General features: G+C 70.4%; 19 protein-coding genes. 11 read left to right on the top strand and 8 right to left on the bottom strand.

Annotation, left to right across the window (positions count from 1 at the left end; all coding sequences use genetic code 11):
* The 3 genes from ADK54_RS44785 to ADK54_RS10315 form a co-directional block, all read left to right on the top strand.
* Positions 1–774: hypothetical protein (locus ADK54_RS44785; protein ID WP_053725273.1), on the top strand; the 774-nt coding region annotated here is incomplete at its 5' end.
* Positions 775–776: 2 nt separating this feature from the next.
* Positions 777–1,961 carry a peptidase M23 gene (locus ADK54_RS10320; protein WP_053725263.1) on the top strand — a complete coding sequence of 395 codons (1,185 nt, stop codon included), beginning with the start codon at positions 777–779 and terminating at the stop codon, positions 1,959–1,961.
* 117 nt (positions 1,962–2,078) lie between these two features.
* Complete coding sequence (locus ADK54_RS10315) at positions 2,079–2,822, top strand: hypothetical protein (RefSeq protein ID WP_063801934.1); 744 nt, start codon at positions 2,079–2,081, stop codon at positions 2,820–2,822.
* Between the two features lie 196 nt (positions 2,823–3,018).
* Here the strand turns inward: ADK54_RS10315 and ADK54_RS10310 are convergent, their stop codons facing one another.
* Complete coding sequence (locus ADK54_RS10310) at positions 3,019–4,386, bottom strand: hypothetical protein (RefSeq protein ID WP_053725261.1); 1,368 nt, start codon at positions 4,384–4,386, stop codon at positions 3,019–3,021.
* Positions 4,387–5,523: 1,137 nt separating this feature from the next.
* On the opposite strand from ADK54_RS10310, the gene ADK54_RS10300 reads away from it, so the two are divergent.
* From ADK54_RS10300 to ADK54_RS10265, 8 genes are all read left to right on the top strand, one after another.
* Entirely contained in the window at positions 5,524–5,859 is a 336-nt protein-coding gene (locus ADK54_RS10300; protein WP_053725260.1) for a hypothetical protein, read from the top strand.
* 128 nt (positions 5,860–5,987) lie between these two features.
* Positions 5,988–6,824, top strand: a complete 837-nt coding sequence (gene trpA / locus ADK54_RS10295) for a tryptophan synthase subunit alpha (RefSeq protein WP_053725259.1) — start codon at positions 5,988–5,990, stop codon at positions 6,822–6,824.
* Positions 6,825–7,126: 302 nt separating this feature from the next.
* Complete coding sequence (locus tag ADK54_RS10290) at positions 7,127–7,357, top strand: hypothetical protein (RefSeq protein WP_053725258.1); 231 nt, start codon at positions 7,127–7,129, stop codon at positions 7,355–7,357.
* Between the two features lie 106 nt (positions 7,358–7,463).
* Positions 7,464–8,312: a hypothetical protein gene (locus ADK54_RS10285; protein ID WP_053725257.1), complete on the top strand. Its 849-nt coding sequence runs from the start codon at positions 7,464–7,466 to the stop codon at positions 8,310–8,312.
* A 4-nt stretch (positions 8,313–8,316) separates the two neighbouring features.
* A complete protein-coding gene (locus ADK54_RS10280) occupies positions 8,317–9,588 on the top strand; it encodes a hypothetical protein (protein ID WP_159047720.1) in 1,272 nt (423 codons plus the stop codon).
* A 332-nt stretch (positions 9,589–9,920) separates the two neighbouring features.
* Positions 9,921–11,237 (top strand): MFS transporter, encoded by a 1,317-nt coding sequence (locus tag ADK54_RS10275; protein WP_063801932.1) that lies wholly within the window; start codon positions 9,921–9,923, stop codon positions 11,235–11,237.
* Positions 11,238–11,242: 5 nt separating this feature from the next.
* A complete protein-coding gene (locus tag ADK54_RS10270) occupies positions 11,243–11,965 on the top strand; it encodes a hypothetical protein (protein ID WP_159047719.1) in 723 nt (240 codons plus the stop codon).
* A 252-nt stretch (positions 11,966–12,217) separates the two neighbouring features.
* The gene (locus tag ADK54_RS10265; protein WP_053725254.1) at positions 12,218–13,255 is read left to right on the top strand and encodes a GNAT family N-acetyltransferase; all 1,038 of its coding nucleotides are present in this window, start codon (positions 12,218–12,220) and stop codon (positions 13,253–13,255) included.
* A 524-nt stretch (positions 13,256–13,779) separates the two neighbouring features.
* Here the strand turns inward: ADK54_RS10265 and ADK54_RS10260 are convergent.
* From ADK54_RS10260 to ADK54_RS10230, 7 genes are all read right to left on the bottom strand, one after another.
* Positions 13,780–14,139 carry a hypothetical protein gene (locus ADK54_RS10260; protein ID WP_053725253.1) on the bottom strand — a complete coding sequence of 120 codons (360 nt, stop codon included), beginning with the start codon at positions 14,137–14,139 and terminating at the stop codon, positions 13,780–13,782.
* A gap of 43 nt (positions 14,140–14,182) precedes the next feature.
* On the bottom strand, positions 14,183–14,509 hold the full coding sequence (locus ADK54_RS10255) for a hypothetical protein (RefSeq protein WP_159047718.1): 327 nt from the start codon (positions 14,507–14,509) through the stop codon (positions 14,183–14,185).
* A gap of 337 nt (positions 14,510–14,846) precedes the next feature.
* Positions 14,847–15,173 carry a hypothetical protein gene (locus ADK54_RS10250; protein ID WP_053725251.1) on the bottom strand — a complete coding sequence of 109 codons (327 nt, stop codon included), beginning with the start codon at positions 15,171–15,173 and terminating at the stop codon, positions 14,847–14,849.
* A complete protein-coding gene (locus tag ADK54_RS10245) occupies positions 15,170–15,607 on the bottom strand; it encodes a hypothetical protein (RefSeq protein ID WP_159047717.1) in 438 nt (145 codons plus the stop codon). Before ADK54_RS10245 ends, ADK54_RS10250 begins: the two co-directional genes overlap by 4 nt.
* A 230-nt stretch (positions 15,608–15,837) precedes the next feature.
* Positions 15,838–17,118: a phosphoadenosine phosphosulfate reductase family protein gene (locus ADK54_RS10240; protein WP_234391994.1), complete on the bottom strand. Its 1,281-nt coding sequence runs from the start codon at positions 17,116–17,118 to the stop codon at positions 15,838–15,840.
* A 40-nt stretch (positions 17,119–17,158) separates the two neighbouring features.
* Positions 17,159–17,947, bottom strand: a complete 789-nt coding sequence (locus ADK54_RS10235; RefSeq protein WP_053725249.1) for a hypothetical protein — start codon at positions 17,945–17,947, stop codon at positions 17,159–17,161.
* A gap of 16 nt (positions 17,948–17,963) precedes the next feature.
* On the bottom strand, positions 17,964–18,407 hold the full coding sequence (locus tag ADK54_RS10230) for a hypothetical protein (protein WP_053725248.1): 444 nt from the start codon (positions 18,405–18,407) through the stop codon (positions 17,964–17,966).
* Between the last annotated feature and the right edge of the window lie 143 nt (positions 18,408–18,550).

The following is an 18,550-nucleotide window of genomic DNA, read 5'->3' as shown; positions in this document are numbered from 1 at the left end:
TCGCCCCGCCGCACCCCCAGCCGGGCGCCGGTGCCGCAGAGTGCCGCCGAATGGCGCGAACTGCTCCGCAAGGAGGAACTGCCGCCCGAAATAGGGGAGTTGCGCGGCCGTAAGCGCCGCAAGGCCAAACGGCACTGGCGCTCCGCCCGCCGCGACGAGCGCACCCAGTGGATCCGCCAGGAACGCAAGAAGACCCCCACCCCCATCGTCGTCCCGGTCATCGCGCTGATCCTGGCCGCGGCTGTCACCGGCGCCGCCCTGCTGTGGCCGGACCACCACAGCACCCCCCCCGAGGCCAAGACGTCCCCGACCGTCCAGGCACCCGCCGCCCCGGACAGCCCCTCACCCACCCCCTCGGCCAGCACGCCCACGGTCGCCGACACCCCCGAGGCGATCGCCACCGCGTTCGTCACCGCCTACACCACCCGCCGCCCGCTCCAGGACGGCAGTCACCGGGCAGCCGTCGAACGCGCCGCCCCCTACGCCTCCACCCCGCTGGTGGAGAACCTCGAACAGCACGACGACCGGGACTTCAACGAATTGGTGGCCGCGCAGGCCACCGAAGCCACCCCCACCAAGGTCAGCATCGGGCAGCCCACTTCCAACCGGCCCGCACCCGACACCTCGGTCCGCGTGTACCTGCAGGCCGACGTCACCCTCGACGTCAAAGCCACCGACCCCTACACCTACACCCGCCACCTGACCATCGAAGTCGCGCGCGCCGACGCCGTCTCCCGCTGGATGGTCACCCGCGTCCTCGGGCTGAAGGGGTAGCCGTGGACGAGCGGGAACTCATGCGCGGCGCGGTCAAAGCCGCCGGCGTCGTCAAGAAAGGCGCCCAGCTCAAGTTCGGCGCCATCGCCCTGGTCGTCTTCGTCGTCGGGCTGCTGCTGCTCGGAGCGTTCTTCCCCGCCGGAACGGCAGACGCCTCCGACTGCGAGGACTCCGGCCCTGGCACAGGCGACGCCTCGGCCATCTCCGACACCTCCGGCGGGCAGGCCACCGGCAGCCTCCACCAGCAGCAGATCCAGTACGCCAAGATCATCGACACCGCGGCCAGGAAGGCAAAGCTGCCCGGCCGAGCCACCCTCATCGCGCTCATGACCGCGATGCAGGAAAGCACGATGCAGAACCTCGACCACGGCGACCGCGACTCTCTGGGGCTCTTCCAGCAGCGGCCCTCCATGAACTGGGGCACCCAACAGCAGATCATGACACCCAGCTTCGCCGCCGAATCGTTCTTCCTCGGCCGTGGCGGCAACCCGGGCCTGATCAGCATCCTGGGCTGGGAGAGACTGCCGCTGGGAACCGCCGCCCAGAAGGTCCAGAAGAGCGGGTTCCCGGGCCTGTACAGCGGTCACGAGACGGAGATGCGCAAGCTCGCCAAGGACGCCGGCATCGATCTCGAACAGAGCGGGTCGGCCACCGCCCCGGCCGGCGCCGGCGACGACAGCAAGCAAGTGACGAGCGAGAACAGCAACTGCGGCGCCACCCCCGCCGCTCCCGGTGGTGCAGCGGGCGGAGCAGGCGGGACATTCACCGACGGCAGCCAGACCTGGCAGCTCACCAACCCCCGCTCGGTAAATGACGCTATCGCCTGGGCAAAAACCCACTCCGGCCTTGGCTCCAGCGCCGGCTGGTACCAGCGCTGCCTGGCCTTCACCGCGATCGTCTACGGGTGGAGTTTCTCCGGCGTCGACTACGCAATCGACCACTACCAGGTCGTGCCCAAGGACATGCGGCACGACGGCGACCGCCACCCACCTCCCGGCGCTCTCATGTACTGGACCACCGGCCACAGGGCCGGACACATCGCCGTCTACGTCGGCGACGGAAAGGTCGCCTCCAACGACATCCTGAGAGTCGGCTACATCGATGTCGTCCCCGCCGAACTGTTCGAAAGCAAGTGGGGTGCCCACTACGTGGGCTGGACACCGCCCTTCTTCCCCCGGGGCGGATAGCCCCTGCCACCGGCGCACAAAAGAATCCGTGGGCGGCAGTTGGCTGAACCCGGTCCGCCATCCACCTTCGCTCCATAGGCTGAAGTCAGATCATCGTTCGACGCGGAAGGCGGGCACGTGGCAACTCACCCTTCAACCACGGGGTATATCCCTCCGGCAGCTCAGAAGGAGGCCGACTGGCTGGGCGAACACACAGGCACCGATGCCGAGATGTCGCATGACGGCACGGGAGTCATCCGCATCAGCCACGGTCATAGCCGACTGCGGGTGGAGACGATCTACCGCAAGAGCAGCCGAGGCTGGAAGCGGTCCTCCTCTCAGCTGTTCCAGGACGGTGAGAAGCGACCGCCGGTGGGCTCCTGGGGCGAGTACGCCACGCTGTTCGCAGAACTGTCGGAAGGGACCGACCACCCGGAGCAAGGCAGCTCTGCAGCCCTTCCCGCGCTGGCGCCGATCCCGGACGGCACCCGCCTCCCCCTGGAGATTCATCAGCAAGTATCTGGCTTGAAGCAGGCTCTGGCTGACCGGGAGGGGGTGGAGATCACAACGGGTGTCGACGACAAACGGCGCTTCGTCATCGAGGTCCTCTTCGCCAAGGCCACGATGCAGATGGTGTACGAAACCGAGCGGCGCAGCGGCGCAAAGCGCGCCGCCCTCGCGGCAAAGGACCCCATCCGGCTCGTCACCTCTGACGGAGTTGATCACACCAAGGAGATCAACGGGAGGCTCGATGCCGCGCTGGACCGACTGACGCAGGCTGGCCCCGCACACTCGGGCACGGCAGAGGGCGCCACCGGTACGGAGCAGGGACCCCAGGCCGGGGGCCCGGCCGCCCGGAAGGGAACTGTGCTGCGCCTGTAGTAGCCGCACCTTGGCCCCTGTAGGTGTTACCGCCGCCGCTTCTCGGCACGCTCGCGGTACTTCCCGCCCGTCCGCCACCCAGCTCCAGACCTGCTTGTCGGCCATCTCCCCTTCATGCTTGCCCCGTTTGCGGAATCACCGCAGGTCCGTGCTCCCTGGGACGAACGCAGGAATCGGCAGCCGCGGCGGATGATATCTACGAGACCTCGTCGGGCCTGTGGACGGTGAGTCCCATGCCGCTGGAGAGAGTCTCGTAGACGTCGTCGTACGGAAGCAGTTCAGTCAGGAAGTCCCGCCACACCGTGTCGCGCGCCGGACCGAGGTGGGCGGTCAGCTCGTACAACTCGATCAGGTACGACGGCATCGCCCGTCCCCAGCACTGATCGTTGTCCTGCCACTGCCTGAGAACCGCCCGCAGCTGTTCGAGATCGAAGAAGGTCGCGCAGGGGAGGACCGCATTGGCCGCCCTGAACTCGCCGGTGTCGAATGAACCCGCCTGCTCCAGCAGCTCAGGAAGGAAGGGGACGAAGTACGGGTCGGGGCGGGCCGCGATGACGCGCACAGTGCGGGCAGCGCTCAGCGCCTCGAAGGCGGTGACGAGCGCCGGCAGGCCCTCGCGGATCTCGGGATGGGCCACCAACGCAAGGACGTTGACGTTCTCATCGCTCATCCGGCCCGGAGGCTGTGTGTCGCCGATCGACTCAATGCGGGTGTTGAACAAGGCGCGCATGGGAGCGGCCATCGACGCCCAGAAAGCAGGGAGATCGCCGAGCCGCGCCAGAGCACGCAGTTGCACCCCAGGGTCGGCCCTCTCCAGGCGCGCCATCTGCTTGGCCACAGCGGACTTCGCCAGGGCCGCATCCCGTGCGGCGAAGCAGCGCAGACACGCAGCCATCCGGTCGGCGTAGCGTTCCGGCGTGATGCTGAGCTCCGGAGCGTCGATCTCCAGGATGGCGAACTTCGCCGCGAACTCCACTACTTTCACTCGGGCGGAGGGCCTCACCCGGTCGAAGAACGCGTAGGCGAGATAGGCGGCGTCGAACGCATAGGCCGGGTCGGCCACGTGGGCCGCGAAGCTCTTGACGATCTTCCGGCCCTGGCTCGGCGGGTGTATGAGGACGGCCTCCAGCGCGGCGGCGAGATGTGCGCGCGCGTACTCCATGGTCGGCTCGTACGGCTCGCCCAGCGGGCGAAGCGAGGGGTGCGCGCACATGTTCCGGTCGTCGCGCAGCCTCTCCAGTTGCTTCTTCTGGGTGTGGTCGATGAGTTCGAGTGTCTCCGCGGTGTCGAGCAGAGTCCGTTCGACGCTGAGCATGAGCGGGATTGCTTCTTCCTCCTTGCTCCCCTGGGCCTTCTCCACGGTCGCGACAAGGTCGGCCGCAGCGGCTTCCCCGTCTTCCTTGAGGGTCTGAGCCTTCGTGATCAGGTCCGCACAGACCGCTGTCCAGGCCAGGACGATGGCTCCGCGCGCCGAGCCTGAGGAATAGCAGCGGTGTGCCTCCTGCACCAGGGGACGCACGTCGGGGTTGTACACGCGATTGACGCGATCATCCAGATCGAGCATGTGCTGCTCTCCAATTCTGCCCCGCCCTGTGCGGGTGTGCCGGGCGTCATGCTGTCACCCGTGGTGGAGCGCCAGCCTGGGTTATGCCAACACCAGCCACGGACGTGATGCCCACCGCTGTGACTGGCCAACTACGGTGCCACGCCCGGCATCTGCGACGGGCAGGTTCGGAAATCGCCGGACTCTATCCACAGGCCATCGCTTCCAAGATCAGTTCACAGCAGGTACTTCGCCGCGGCGCAGCGTGCGCTGACGGTCGAGCCTGCCGTGGACCAGTGGAGGCTGATCTCACTCATGCGTATGACTCGTACACGCGTTCTGCGGCACGTCGTGGCAACCGCCGCGATCGTTGCCGCGTCAGGGGCGCTGGCTGCACCGGCGGCGCTCGCCCTCACCGACTCACCATCATCGAAGGTGTCGGCTTCGACGGCAGATGAAGCGTCGATCGCCTTGAAGACGGAGGTCTCGGTGCATGCCGCCGGAACGCCGGCTCCTGGCCCGACGGGGGAACCGGGTACCCACCCGACGAAGCCGCCCACCACTGACCCGACGAAGCCGCCGACGACCGATCCGACGGAGCCGGGGACTGACCCGACGAAGCCGCCGACGACGGATCCGACGACCCCACCCACCACAGACCCGACGACTCCACCCACCCCAGACCCGACGACCCCTCCCACTACAGACCCCACGAAGCCGCCCACCACGGGCCCCACGAAGCCGCCCACCACGGATCCGACCAATCCGGGCACCGATCCGACTACTCAGCCGTCACCTGACCCGACCTCGGGCAACAAGGGTGGGGCAGGGAAGGCGGGCAGCTCGGACAGTTCACCCAAGGGCGGGGCAGCCGAGCAGGTCAGCGCCAGCGACACCGTCACGCCCGCCGCGAGCCTCGCGCACACGGGAGCGGACGGGACCACGGCCCTGGCCCTCACCGCAGGCGGACTTATCGCCGCCGGTCTCGCGGCCGCGGGTGCTGTCGGCTACGGCAAGCGCCGGGCCAACCGCCGCACCACCGACCAGGGCTGACGGCACCACCCTCCCCGGGACACCACGCCGTGACCCGGCAACCGGTGGCCCGCGCTCCTGCGGATCACCTGGGACACCCACCCACCTGCTGAAGGGACCAACCACATGACTCTGAAGCGATTCACCACGGTCGCCCTGACCGTGTCACTGCTGGCAGGCGGTGCCGCCGTCCTGGCGCCCGCAGCGTCTGCCGCCGGCGGCGACTGCTCCAGCTACGACCAGGGCGCCGAAGTCGCCGGCAACGGCATCAACTTCCGCACCGGACCTTCGACCTCGTATGCGAGCAAGGGCCTGGTCTACGACAAGGATCAACTGGGGCTCTACTGCAAGAGCGGGGCCTGGTACAAGGCCAAGCTCATCACGCGGTCCAAGGGCGGACTCAAGGCCGGCACCACCGGCTGGATCCGCGAGGACATGATCAACTTCCACCTCGCCGGCTAGCTCCGGCGCCTCCCCGGCCGTCGTGAGACGGCGGCCGGGGCTCGGCCCCCTTCCCTCTGTGCGTACGTGGCTGCCCACCTCCAGCCCCCGAGCCCCACCGCACCACGCCCTGCGAAAGGCGCCCTGTCATGACCGCACTGACCCCTGCCGCCATCGGGCTGACAACATTGCTGGCCCACCGTCAACGCCCGGCCCTCGGCGCGTTCTTGCCCGCCGGCTTCCCCAACTGGACGGCCGGGATTGAGACTCTGCGCTCCTTCGTCCGCCACGGGGCCGATTTCCTTGAGGTCGGCGTCCCGCACAGCATGCCGACCCTGGACGGCCCGGACATCACGCAGGCCTACGCGCAGGCCCTGGGCCAGGGCGCCCGCATGGCGCACGTCTTCTCCACCATCCGCCTCGCTGCCTCCAGCACAGGCGCCCCTGTGGTGGCGATGACCTACTGGGCCCCCGTCCTCGACTACGGGGTCGAGCGGTTCGCCCAGGACCTGGCCCGGTCCGGCGCCGCCGGCGCGATGATTCCCGACCTTCCCGTCACGGAGGCAGGGGAGTGGATCACAGCGGCCCGCGCCGCCGGCATCCACACACCGCAGTTCGCCCCGCGCAGCGCCGACAGCGACCAACTGGATGCCATCGCCAAGGCCGCATCCGGCTGGGTCTACGCGCCGGCCGCCCCCGCGGCCACCGGCTACCAGGGCGAGCTGGATCTTCCCGCGCTGGACGCGTTCACCACACGGCTGCGCACGACCACCTCGCTGCCCGTGGTCGGGGGGATCGGTATCTCCACCCCGCGCCTCGCCGCCCTCGTTGCTCCGTACGTCGACGCGGTAGTGGTTGGCTCGCCGCTGATCCGTCCCCTTCTTCACGAGACTGCAGCCGGCGCGCTCGACGGTGCCATGGAACAGGTCAGGGCCTTCGCCCGCGCCCTGCACCGGGCCGGTTCCTCACGAGCACTCCCTGCGTGAGCATCAACGGGTGCGGCAACCGCGCCCCCGGCCCGAATCAAAAGGGGATTCCGCCGATTTGAACCTGCGCACACGTTGCGAGGCCCTGACGACCTGCCTGGTTCGCCCTGGACAGCGAGCCGCTCCATTCCACAGCGGTCGAGGGATCAGGGAACCTGCCACTTCCCGGTGCTGACGGAGGAGCAGATGGCCGGGGAAGACTGCTATGACGCGTTCCTGGCCATGTGTCCCGGTCAGTCACCGCCCACCGAGGCCAGCAAGGGGCGTCGCCCCGGCCCGACCCGAAAGCAACAGGAGAAGCCGTGTACAACCAGCGCCGCATCCCGCCGCGCCGGACCGAAGGGGCCGTGCGCCGGCTCCGGCCCGCACCCCTGTCCCCGCACCCGGAGTGGCGGGCTCAACACCTGTTCGTCGAGCCGCGATTCCTCAGCACAGCGGCGGACAGCGACGACGCCGACGCCGACGAGGTCGCTGTCCCGGCGCCGGCCGAACCGCCGGCCTTCCGCCCTCGGCGGCGCCCCTATCGCCCCTGACCATCGCCAATGACGACGCCTGGAGCCGGGCCCTGCTGCCCGGCCCCCTCTTCCCCCAGCTTTTCGACGTCGGAGGCCCGACCGCCCACACCGACCTGGAGGTTGCATGTCCAGCATCGATGTCCCGCCCAGCCCCTCCTCGTCCGCCTGCCGGTCTGCGCCCGCCGTGCCGTCGGTCCTCGCTGCCGTGAGCGAGGGGCGTCAGCCGCCACAGTCCGCCGGCCGCGGCTTCCGCGTCCTGCACGCACTCCTGCGTCTGGGAGCCCATGACGAACACCAGCTCGCCGACATCGCTCGCGCCGCCCATCTGCAGCCCTCGCACGCCTCCAAGCTCCTCAAGGCCGCGGCCTCGGAGGACCTCGTCGAACACGGCGTCCGCCGCGGCACCTACCGCATCACCCGCGACGCTGTGCCACTCGCCCCGGTGAACACCACGGAGACCACGGCTGCGGTACACCGCATCGTCGAGCACCTGCGAGAGGAGACTGGGCTCGCCGTGGCCTGGCACGAGCCGCACTTCCGGCCCGGCCGCGGCCTGCACCTCACCCTGGTCGACCTGGCGTGTTCCAGCCCTCATCTGCGCACCGCGGCCGCGCAGATGGACGGCGACCCGCGGGCAACGGCCGCCGGACGTGCGGCCCTCGCGTACGTTCCCGCCGAACTCGCCACTGACGCCGACGACCGGGCCCTCTCCCTGCCGCCCACCACTCAGGACACCATCCGCTCCACCCGGATCGCGATGCACCGCTGCCCCGGCATCTGCACCATGGCCACGCCCGTCCTGCGCGGGCAGCACCTGGTCGCCGTCCTCAGCCTCACCGGGGCCGACTCCCTGTTCCACGATCCGCTGTGCGCACAGGAGTTCGCGGTTCTGCTGCGCCGGGCCGCAAGCCGGTCCTCGATGTTCTCCGCCAGCCGCGAGCCTCGTCCCGCGCCTGCCCGCCGAGCCGCCTGACCCCGTGCCTTCGACCTCCAAGGACACCATCACCATGGCCGTACACCGGCTGCTGGCGAACGGCGCCAGCACCGATCACCCCATCCCCGGTTTGCCGTTCGCCGACGACACTCACCTGGGCGCCCCTGCGCTCGAGACGGCTCTTGCAGCCCGACCGGCCTGGACCAGGGACCCATCCCGCGCCGGCTTCGTGTGGATCGTCCACAGCGACCGGCACCTTGGCCGGATCGTCCTGCTGTACGAGGCCGGCCCCGATGGCAGCGGACCGTGGGAGTGGCAAACAGAGCGGCCGCTGGTGGCCCGGGCCGGCGGCTACTGGTGGGACGGCACCCGCTGGTTCCGCCCGCCCCAGCTCTGCGACGAGACCACGGGCCGCTTCGAGCAACAGCCCGTGCCCGCCGCCTCCACCATCACCGCCGCCCGTCTCCTCGACGATCCGCTGGCCGACGCCGCCCGTGGACGCCTGCACCAGGTGACCGACCTCCGCGAGGACACCGCCCCAGACACAGCACAGTGGCTGCACGATCTGGCGCTCTGGGCCACACAACGCACCCCCACGGACGGGCGACTGCCACTGGAACGCTGCGTGGTCGGCCTCACCGCCCCAGAACTGGCCGGCGACCGGCTGCTCGGCACCCCCGCGCTGGCCAAGATTGCTTCTATCAGCCCTTCGGCGCTGCGCGCCTACATCAGCCGCGGCCAGGGCTCCGTCCCCGAGCCCCAGGCGATCGTCGGCGGTCGGCCCATGTGGTCCGGTGCCGTAGCCGAGAACTGGGCCGCTCACCGGCGCCGCCCTGCCGCCACCCGCTGGCCGGCTCATCACGCCCGTCAGGCCCTGCCGCAGGGCGCCGAGCAGATCCGCCGACGCCTCACCCCGGCCCTCTTCGCGGCGCTGTGGCATGACCCCGAACGGCGTGCCCGGTGGGTGCTGCGCCACCGCACCCGCGACGCCGTCAACGACGTCGCCGCGGACCTCGCCTACCTCGCAGCCGAGCAGCTGCACGACGACGTCCCCGCCCCCGCACTCGCCGAGCTCGTCACCCAGGCCGTCCTCGCCAACCTCGCCACCGGGCAGGCCTGTTCGGGAGCCGCCGAGGAGGTCCTTGGGTGGCTCAGCCTGCATCACCCCGACGTGGCCGAGCGGAGCGTCACCGCCATCGCCGAGCAGGCCGAACTCCGCTTCCACTACCCCCGCCAGGACACCGCCCAGCTGCTCCGCGCCGGCCTATCCGGCGCCGCGATCACGCCCGCGGGCACCGTCCCGGCCCTGGAGTGACGAAGGCTGAGTAGCCGATCTTGCGGGGTGCCGGCGAAGCGGTGCACCCCGGACATGCTCTGCCTTTCAACCATGTCCGGGGTGGACCGCAACGGCCTCTGCGCTTTTGGACTGGTCATACGTTCGCCCTATCCCCGGACCTCGGGGGTCGGCACCACCAGAGAGGAGACACCCATGCGCCCCTACCGCAAGAGCTCCGTCCGTTGCGTCCGCTCAGTGCGCTAAGGCACACCAGCACCACTCCGAAGGCGGCCGGCCCCTGGTTCGGCCGCCTTCGGGCTGTCCGCTCCTGTTCATGACGACCGCAGGCCGGGCCTGCAGGGAGACGCTGCATGGCCACGCACACACCCGCGACCACTGCCGTACCGTCCGTAGAAACAGCACGATCCGCCGTCTGGATCCTGGTCATCAGCTCCCTCGCCGTGAAGGCCGGGGGCTTCAGCTGGGACTTCCTCGGCTACTACGTGGCAGACGGAACCCACCACGGCACCACCGCGGCCGGCGCCGCACTGACAGCGTTCGGCATCGGCTGGTGCCTGGGCCAGGTCTCGGCCGGCGCACTGACCGACCGGCTCGGCCAACGGACCGCCCTCATCGCCCTGATGATCCTTTCCGCCGTCGCGTGCCTCGCGCTCACAGTCGCCACGTCCCTGCCCGCCCTGCTGATGGTCGCCCTCTGCCTGGGGCTGACCATGGAGGCCCACCGGCCGGCCGTATCAGCCACCATCAACGAGACGATCCCCACCGAGGCCGGCCGGACCCGCGCCCAGGCATGGCTGTATTTCGCAGCCAATATCGGCATCTCCATCTGCGGTGGTGCCGGCGGCTACCTGGCCCAGCATCACGGCTACCGGGCCCTGTTCGTCGTCAACGCCGTCGTATGCCTGGCCTTCGCGCTCATCGCCCGCCGGACCCTGGCACCCAAGCCCGCAGCCACCGACCAACCAGTGGTCAGCTACCGGCAGGTCCTGAGCGATCCCACCCTGCGCTGGATCACCGTGGTCGCCGTCTGCTCAATGATCTGCGCCTGGGGGCTCGTCTCGGTCCTCCCGCTGCTGATGACCAACGATTCTTTGCCCGCGACGGCTTACGGCTGGACCATGGTCGCCAACACACTCGCCGTCCTGGTCCTGACGCCGCCGCTCATGCGCCTGCTCGTCGGCAGCGGCGACACTGTCAGATTTCCGTTCGTGCCCGTGCTCGCCACCGGCTCCGCCATCCTCGGACTCGGCATCACCGTTGGCGCCTTCCAGCACACCGTTCTCGGCTACGCGATCGCCGCGATCGTCTTGACCCCCGGGGAGATCTGCTTCAGCGTCGCCGTCGGCGCCTACATCTCCACCGCCGCGCCGCCCGGCGCCACCGGCCGCTATCAGGCTGTCGTGAGCGGAGCCACCGCGCTCGCCTCTCTGCCGCCCCTCGGCATCGCTGTCGCCCTCGATGCCGGCGGCCGCCCCCTGGTTGCGGTCCTCCTCGCGGCCAGCGCCGCGTTCGCCGTCGCCGCCTGCTATCCCCTCGCCCGTAGTCTGCGCACCCCCGCCGCCCCGCGCGCGACACCAACGCCGACGGCCGACACCTCCGAACAGGAACCCGCGCAGCCCGTGCCGAAGGAAAGGGAGACGACGGCGCTTGCCCCGTCCTCCGGCTAAGCACGATGAGCAGCCCACGACACGACTACGGCGGCCCCGACCACATCAGTGACCGGGGCCGCCGTCATGAACCGCTCCCGGGCCCGCCACAGAGCCGACAGCAGCCCACCATCCGCAACGGCGAAAGGCCCCTGATGCCCGACCACCTCGTGATCCACTGCCCCGCCTGTCCGAGCAACGAAGTCGAGACCCAACACCCCATCCCGAACGACCCGTCGACGACCCCGGCACTCGCCTGTCTGCTGTGCGGCCACCATTGGCGCCCCAGTGCGCTGCCGCAGGTCCTGGCGCCCGACTACGACCAGGCGTACGGCACAGCGCCCGCCCTCGCAGAGGAGGAACTGACCCTCGCGATGTGGGCCGAGGGCATCAACCTGCGCGCCCACGCCGCTCGCAACGGCCAGGGGCCGGCCGTCCACCCCGGCGGCTACCGACTCTTCTACCTGCGCCAGGCCGCCTACCTCGACCGGGCCGCCCACGCGATGGCCGTCGCCGCCCGCGGCCGGCTCATCACCTCCCAGCAGGCCGCGGACGCTGCGGACGCCGCCGTGATGGCCGCCGACCTGCTCCTGCACCTCGACCTCGACCTCGACCAGGTCCACGTCGAAGGGGCGCTGGGCGCCGACTTGCCCCAATGGCAGTCACCCGAGGGCCTGCGCGGCTACGTACGTCAGGAGTACACCGCCTGGCAGGAGTGGGAGTGCGCCGCCCGCGGCCGACAGGCCTGATGCCGCCCACCTTCCAGACTGGTCACCCGGGACCACGGAACCCACACGGCACCGGCACGGTCACCGGGGAAGGTTGCACCGGCACGGAGCACCGACGGGCTGATGGTGAACACCTCGTGCCTCGCGGCGTCGTCAATCGACCGGGCCTCGATCCGCCCGGCCCAGCGCCCCCCCGATGTATCCCGCCGGCCTCCATCCACAGGCGCTCTCCTCCACGCTGCGGCGAACCCCGCGAAGAGGAGAGCAATCCCAATGCCCATTCCCCAGAACCCCCACGTCCGCATCCTCGAGAACGATGCGGCCGCCACATGGATCAGCCGGTGGTGGCCCACCCTTTACGAAGCCGACCCGTGTGCGAGCGCCTACCAGTCGCCGCAGTGGGTGACCGCCTGGCTGCGCCAACTGCCCTCCTCCAGCAGCCCCGTCGTCATGACCGTCACCGACGAAGGAGGCATCTGCGCCGCCCTCCCGCTCGCCCGGCACCGCACCGGAGCCACCGACGTGATCTCCGCCCTCACGCCGTACGCCGAGTACAACGACCTTGTCGGCCCCGGCGCCCGACACCCGCACATCGCGCAGGCCCTCGCTGACGGTCTCGACCAGCTCCTCCAGCACAGGAAGCACGCCGAACTGGCCGACGTCCCCGCCCACTCGGTGCTCGGCCGCGCTCTCGACGGCCGACGCACCTGGCAAGCAACCCGCACGCGCACAGCTCTCGTGCCGCTTCCACTGGACTGGGAGGCCCTGCCCGCCAACCTGCGGCGCCAGCACGCCAAGCGGGAACGACGGGCCCGCACCGGCCACTCGATCAGCTACGCCCGCACCCGTACCACCGACGAACTCCTTCAACTGCAACCGGAACTGGAGCGGCTGCACGCCGCCCGCTGGACACCGGATCCTCGGCCCAGGTCGTCACCGCCCGACTGGGGAGCCGTGCTGAGCGACCTCACCGACACCACCGCCTTCATCGCCACCCTCACCATCGACGGTGCGCTCGTCGCCGCCCAGCTCTGCCTCTTCCGCGGCACGATGTGCTGGTCCCTCAGACCCGCCATGGACCCCGGCGCCGCCCGTCTGGCTCCCGGACACCTCCTGCTGCGCCGGCTCATCGACGACCTGACCCGCCAGGGATTCACTGGTCTGGACCTCGGCCGCACGGCGGAGACCAACGGGCAGACCGGCTACAAGGAGCAGTACCAGCCGCAGTGGAGCGCCGCGCTGAGTTTCACGCCAGTCCGGCCGGGCCGTTCAGCTGCCGGGCAGGCGTTACTCGCCTCGTCCCCGGCCTGAACGCAGCGCCCCGCCCGGCCCGCCGCGCGCGGCGGGCAGCGGCTGGCTCCGCCCAGCGCAGTGCCCCGCCGCCCCGGGCTGGCTCTGTTCACAGGCCGCCAGCCACACCATCCCCTCGAAGCCGACCAACTCCCGGATGGACGACGGCATGTCCCATCGGTCCATGCGTCGGCGCCGTGATGGCCGCCGACCTGCTCGTACACCTCGACCTCGAGCTCGGCCAGGTCCATCCCGAAGGACTGCGCGGCTCCGTGCGCCAGGACTGCACCGCGGCAGGAGCGGGAGCGCACTGCACGCGGTCACCACGCGATAACACCGGCAGGCACCGCCCGGCGAATGGGCGTGGAACAGCTCGTGCTTGGCCGTCCAGTCCACCGGCAGCTCCCCGTCGGCCTGTCGGCTTCCGCACCGGCAGTAACTGCGTTTCACACAAGGGTTGTAGGTGACGTACGGGTGGTCCCGGGCCGTACACCACGCCACCGTCTGCGCGGCCACGCCCATGATGGTGTCCTCCATTGCTGTTCTCAGGCGGAGGCCAGGGCGGGCACGTGTGCCACGCCCGAGGGCCGGATGACCGGCACGACGCGCGAGCCGCGCCTGACCGGATGGTTCACGAGCGGCCGCACGGGCTCCCACCGAGTCCCGATCAGGCCCGTGATCTCCGTCCATTTGCGGTCGAAGGAGTTCCGGTTCTTGTTGTCGGCGCCGGTCGGTGCAGCCACCAGGTACGCCTCCGCCGTGGGGTAGCCCTCGCCGCGGTTCAGGTAATGCCGGCGCTTGATCATCGAGCGCTCGCCGTGACGCAGTTGGACGCCGGTCTCACGTCCCCAGCGCATCAAGGTGAACTCCGCCTCCAGGCGCGGGCCTTCCCACACCGTGCGCACCGACCGCCACGCCGCACCCTTGACCGGGTTGCCGCGGCAGCCGCTATCGAGGTCGGCACACCGAGGGGGCAGCTCGGTGCTGGTGCAGAGGGGGGGCGACGGTCGCAAACGCCGCGTGTTCACGGCGACAGGAGGCAGTCCGCTCGGTGCGGCACCACCAGAACGGGCGAGTGCACCGGTCCCCGTGGTGGTGGCGGCAGTCCTTCGTCCGGCCGGGCAGGTACAGGCGACGAACCTCGTAAAGGGAGAACGGCGCCTCATCCAGCCGTGCCTCGAACGCGGTGAGCACCGCGTCGTTGCGCTCGTCCTCGGCGAGCTGCTGGTACAGCGACCGCGTCCCGTACAACGACATGGGCTCGTTCAGCGCCATCGACGCGTACTCCATCATCAGTGCCTCGGCGGCGAGGTCCGGGTGCTGGCGCAGCAGCGCACGGGGTGATCAAGGTACTTGAGCAGAATCGCTGTCGAGTCGGCGCCGAGCCCGTACGACAGCACCGTCATCGGCTTGTCCGGCCGGGATGCGGAGCCACGGGGCGCAGGCAGGGGGAACAGGGTGGGAGGAGCGGAGGACACGATGTTCCTTTACGGGGTGGGGGAGGGCGGTGCCGCGGGACGGGGCGCCGACTGCAGGCCCAGCAAGCGCAGGGAGTCGAGCAGCTCAGCGGCGTCGGCGAGACGGGGAGGGCCGGCCGGGGCGGGGCGTCCGGTCAGCGCTGGCGGGGCAGTTGGCGCTCGATGCCGGCAGCCCAGGTGGTGAAGGCGCGGGGCGCGCAGAAGCCGGCGGCCGCCATCACAGCGTCCAGCCCGGCGGTGGTCACCAGGACCTGCGGGACGTCGGAGCCTGACGTCAGCGGCGGCCGGAACCCGAGGGCTCCGGCGACGTCGCGGACGAACCACAGGACGTGGTCATTGTTCAGGCGCACCCGTAGGTGCGCGGAGTCGTAGACGACCGTGGTGGTGCGGCCGCGCCCAACGCGCCGCCGCCCGGGGGGCGACGGGCGCGGGCCGGGCACCGCGACCGTGCGGCTGTTCACGAGGTGGTGACGTCGCCGGTGAGCAGGTCGACGCGCAGGCGTTCGCCGCCGCACAGGCGCTCGGTGCCGGACAGGTCGGCCAGGAGCCCGCTCACCTCGTCGAAGTCCAGGTCGACGATGCTGCGCGTGCCGTCGAGGTGACGGACCTGACCGCTGGTCTCCCAGAACCAGCCGTTGTCCCACTCACACGTGCCGAAGACGACGCCGACCACCGGCCAGCGTGAGCCGGTCTCCCGGGCCGCGACCACCTCACGGGTGCGGTGGCGCAGCGCGGTGACCAGCTGGCGGCCGTAGTGCGCGCTCTGCCGCTGCACGCAGGCGATCTCGATGTCGTACAGCTGCGCGGCGGTCAGGCTGTCCAGGAGCCGGCCGAGCTCGGCGTCCAAGTCCATGGTGGCGACGAGCGGGGCAGGACCGGTGGGAGAGGGGGACACGAGCAAGGGGCTGGCCTTTCGAAAGGGGGGTAGGGGCGGTGCGTCAGCGGTGTGCGGCGCGGGCGCGCATACGGGCCTTGATCTGCGCCTGGGTGGGCAGGGTCCACTTGTGCCATCCGGCGTCCGTGGTCCACCGCTGCATGTGCTCAAGGCGGGGGATGCCGCAATGCCGGCAGGCACTCGGCTCGTGATCGTCACGGGGCTCGACCTTTCAGTGGTGGGGGTCTGGGTCAGGCTGCGAGGACCAGGCGCTGCAGGTAGGCGGTCGCTGCTTCTTCGCCGAGGTGGTGGCGGATCGCGTCGCCCCGGCGCCAGGTGATCGGGCCCTCGGCGGCCTCCAGGCGGGAAGCCTCGGCGACGACGTCGGCGAGGCTGAACTTGTTCTTGAAGCGGTGTCCGAGCCGGTCCTCGAGGTCGACGTACGTCTTCGGGGTCTCCAGGCCCAGCACCCAGCACAGCCGGACGGCGCGCGCCAGGACGTCGAACGGCGCGAGGATGCAGAAGATGCAGCTCAGGCGGGGGATGAGGGTGTCGTACACCGGGTGGTAGTCGAGCGCGTTGTCCACGATCTCCTGCCAGATCTCCCGCTCGGAGAGGCGGAACACCGGATGCCATGTCAGGACGAGGCGGCGGCCGTTGCTGGCCCGGTGGTCGATGGCCAGCTCGGACTTGCGGCGCCGCGAGGGGGACTCGTCGGCCCGGATGCCCAGGCAGTTGACGAGCAGCGCCTGCTCCTCGAGCCCGAGCTCCTCGACGATCTGCGTGAAGAACTTGGCGGCCTCGTCCCGCTTCAGGGTGGAGGTGCACAGCCGGTTCTGCGCGTCCGGCCACATGCCGCGCTTCTCGACCATGCCGAGGAAGCCGACGGGCGCCTTGACCACGACGAACCGCAGCCCGTACCGCTCGGCCTGCTGCCGGGCAAGATCACGGACCCCGGGCCATTCCTCGTCCTGACCGATATCGGCATGGACGACCACGAGCTTGTGGAGGCAGCCGGCGGCCTTCGCCCACCGCACTACGCGGTCCAGCGCCACGACGCTGTCCTTGCCAGCGGAACTCTGCACCAGAAGCGCCGAGGCTGCACGGATCAACTCCTCGGGCATGGCCGCGAGTTCCGCCAGCAGGGAGATCTCGGCCGCGAGCCGGGCGCCCTTGCGGCCGGCGCCTCCCGCGCTGGTCAGCATCCGGGTGCGGGCGAGTTCCTCACCCAGCCGCGCATTGGCCCGCTCGCTCGCCGCAAAGGCGCGGCGCCACCGGACACCGGCCGTCTCGACCTGCGCGGCGCGTGCCGCATACGCGTTCTCGGCGTCGGCAAGGGCCTTCACCGCGTCGTCGAGGTCACAGCTGGAGGCGGTGCGCACCACATAGCGGTGCCGGCGGCGTGCGGCGGCCGCTTCCTTGCGGCGCAACTGGGCGCGGTGCGCGGCGCGTTCGGCGGAGCGGCGGGTGCCATCGGCGCTGGCCGAGAGGCGGATCAGGTTGAGCAGATGCAGACGGGCGGTCAGGTTCATGGCGGCAGGTCCCCCCCCGGGGTGAAGTGGGTGGTGGGCGTCAGGCGGCGAAGGCCGCGTCGTCCCGGTCGGCGAGCCAGTCGGCGAGGGCGGCCGCCATGCGGGCGCTCTCCTCCTTGATGCCGAGGCCGTTGGGCAGGTGCTTCTCGACGGCCCCGTCGCCGGAGTAGGTGATCAGGGCGGTCCACGGCATGTCGTGCATCCAGGACGGGTGCCGGGCGCTGTAGGTGTCGTGGCCGGGGTTCCAGACTTTCCGGAAGAAGCGCGCCTCCATGTCCCCGAGCCGGTAGACGACGCGGGTGTCGCCGCAGCTGTCGCTCTCCACCGCGACGGTGATGCCCTTCGCGGCGAACGCGGCGACCAGGTAGTCGCTGGCCGGGGTGTCGTCGACTTCGGGAAGGCCGACCAGGCGGCGGCCCAGGTTGGTGATGTAGGTGAACTGCACCTGGCCCTCGCCCTGTTCGCCGCGCCGAGACAGGCGGCGCACCAGGCCCTCACGTAGCAGTGAGGTGAGGATCTGCCGCTGCACGGGCCTTTCGATGCGGCCGGGCTCGGCGGAGGTCAGGACGCTGAGCAAGGCGTCGGCCTTGCCGACACTGAGCAACGCGAAGCGGCCGGCTGCGGTGAGCACGTGGCGGGCCTGCAGGGGGTCGTCATCGGTGGCCGGGGCGAACTGGAGCCAGCCGCGCTCGCGCATCAGGTCCAGCGACCGGTGGGGCACGCCCAGCGGCATCAGGCCGTCATCGGCGCGCAGAGCCGCGAAGAGCCAGGTGCGCTGACGGGCGGTCGGTCCCGGGGTGTTGGGGTCAGTGGCCAGGGAAACAGGCATCTCGGATCTCCGGTGGTCAGCGGTACAGGGCGACGCGCAGGTCTTCGCCGGGCTCGGCGCGGTCGAGCGCGTCGAGGGCTTCCTCCACGGCGCCGTCGAAGTCGTGGAGTTCGGTGCGCGGGCCGTAGTGGAGGGTCGCGCCGTAGCTGACCCAGTCGTTGTCGAAGTCCTTCTCGAACGTCACCGCGTCCGGCATCGGCGTGCCCTGGCCGGTGAAGTACGCCTGCAGCAGGGGGCGCAGGGCGGCGAAGTCGTCCGGGTGCGAGGAGGGGGGAACACGGTCGGCGATGCGCCGGCCGTTGCGCTGGCGGCCGCACCCCTCGCACAGTTCCTGTGCGGCGGTGTTGTCGAAGAGGCAGTCGCGGCCCTTGCACTGCCAGAGCAGGCCGGCCGCGCGGAAGACCTCGCGGACGACCTCCTCCTGCTGCTCGTTCGCTGCCCGGAGTGCCTTCTCGATCACGGTGTCGGAAATGGGTGTCCTCCCTGGGGTCGCGTACGAGCAGCAGCCGGAGCCACCACCTTCTGACCCTTCTAATTTTACTTCGAGATTGCTTATTGGGCAAGCTAAAAGGGTCATTGATGGTGTGGTGATCTCCAGGGGGA

This window comes from Streptomyces sp. WM6378 (assembly GCF_001279695.1).
In the GTDB taxonomy this organism is placed as follows: Bacteria; Actinomycetota; Actinomycetes; order Streptomycetales; family Streptomycetaceae; genus Streptomyces.
This window is presented reverse-complemented; position numbering and strand designations above follow the sequence as displayed.